This window comes from Nocardia jiangxiensis NBRC 101359 (assembly GCF_000308615.1).
Classification (GTDB): Bacteria; Actinomycetota; Actinomycetes; order Mycobacteriales; family Mycobacteriaceae; genus Nocardia; species Nocardia jiangxiensis.
Genome location: NZ_BAGB01000119.1, coordinates 1 through 1,466 on the forward strand (window position 1 = coordinate 1; position 1,466 = coordinate 1,466).

1 protein-coding gene is annotated in these 1,466 nt (G+C 67.9%); it reads left to right on the plus strand.

The genetic code is table 11. The features are described 5' to 3' along the window. Positions 1 to 242 precede the first annotated feature (242 nt). On the plus strand, positions 243 to 1,442 hold the full coding sequence (locus ON40_RS34490; protein WP_051194004.1) for an IS110 family RNA-guided transposase: 1,200 nt from the start codon (positions 243 to 245) through the stop codon (positions 1,440 to 1,442). The last annotated feature ends 24 nt before the right edge of the window (positions 1,443 to 1,466 follow it).

The following is a 1,466-nucleotide window of genomic DNA, read 5'->3' on the forward strand; positions in this document are numbered from 1 at the left end:
GCTCACTAGGGCACCATCCTTTCTGCAGCCCTATCGGTTAGGGTTGTGACCTCTCGGTCCCGGCGGGTGCATGGCCTGTAGGGCGAGCCATTCGATGGCCAGCATGAGTTCCGCCAGCTCTGCCGGGCCGAGGGCCGCAGACCGGCGTCAGGAACATGCCCGTTCGAGGGCCGATTAGTGAGCTTCCGGCAGTGGCCCTCGATTCCGCAGAGGTGCCGAATCGACCTCGAAGGAGACCGACGTTGTTCGTCGGCTGGGACTGGGGAAACACCGCGCACGATGTGACCGTGATCGATACCGCCGGTGGCCGACTGGACCGATGGGCGGTCCCACATACCGAGGCCGGCATCGCGCGCGTGCTGGCCAAGCTGGCCTGCCACGGTGATCCTGGCGAGTTGCCGGTGACGATCGAGACCACCCGCGGCCTGGTCGTGGACCGGCTGCTCGCTGCTGGGCATCCGGTGATCCCGGTGCACCCCAATGCTTTCCACGCGGCACGTCCTCGCTGGGGTGCGGCCAGAGCCAAGAACGACCCCGGCGATTCGTTCAAACTGGCCGACTACGCCCGCACCGATATCCACCGCTTGCCCGCACTGGCGCCCACCCTGCGGGAAACCCTGGAACTGCAGGCACTGACCCGCCAGCGCGAGGACCAGCTCGCGTTGCGCGTCGCCGCGGTCAACCAGCTTGCTGCCCTCCTCGACGCACATTGGCCTGGCGGGAAAACCATTTTCACGCAATTGAATTCGACGATCGCACTCGATTTCCTCGACCGTTATCCGACTGCGCGGACCGCCGCCAGGCTCACCGCAGCCCGGATCGAGGCGTTCTGCAAACGCCGCGGCTACAGCGGCCGCCGCAGCGGCACCGAGCTGCTGGACCGGCTGCGCGCCGCGCCGACCTCGGCCAGCCGGCTCGGCGAACCGATCCTCACGCAACTCATCCGCGCCCAGGTCACCCTTGTCCGCGCACTGCAAGCCGGAATCGAGGCTCTCGACACCTCGATCGGCGACACGGTCGCCGCGCACCCCTACGCCAATCTGCTGGCGGATCTGCCGCGCATCGGAGTGCTGAACCTGGCTCAGATCATCGGCGAGGTCGGCCCGATCCTCGAGCGCGTCACCAGCTTCGACCAGCTCGCCGCCGAGACCGGCATCGCACCAGTCACCCGCGCGTCGGGCAAATCGCACACCGTCGCGTTCCGACACGCCACCAACCGCCGCGCCCGCCAAGCCCTGCACACCTGGCTGGACAACAGCCGCCGCGGCGATCGGTGGGCCGCTGGGCGCTACGCCGAGGCACGCGCACGCGGCCAACGCCACCCACACGCCCTGCGCACCCTCGGCCGAGCCTGGCTGCGCATCATCTGGGCCTGTTGGCGCACCAGAAACGCCTACAACCCCGACCGACACGACACCGAAAAACAGCCGATCGCCGCATAGAGGTTGACTCAGGAAACTCATGCC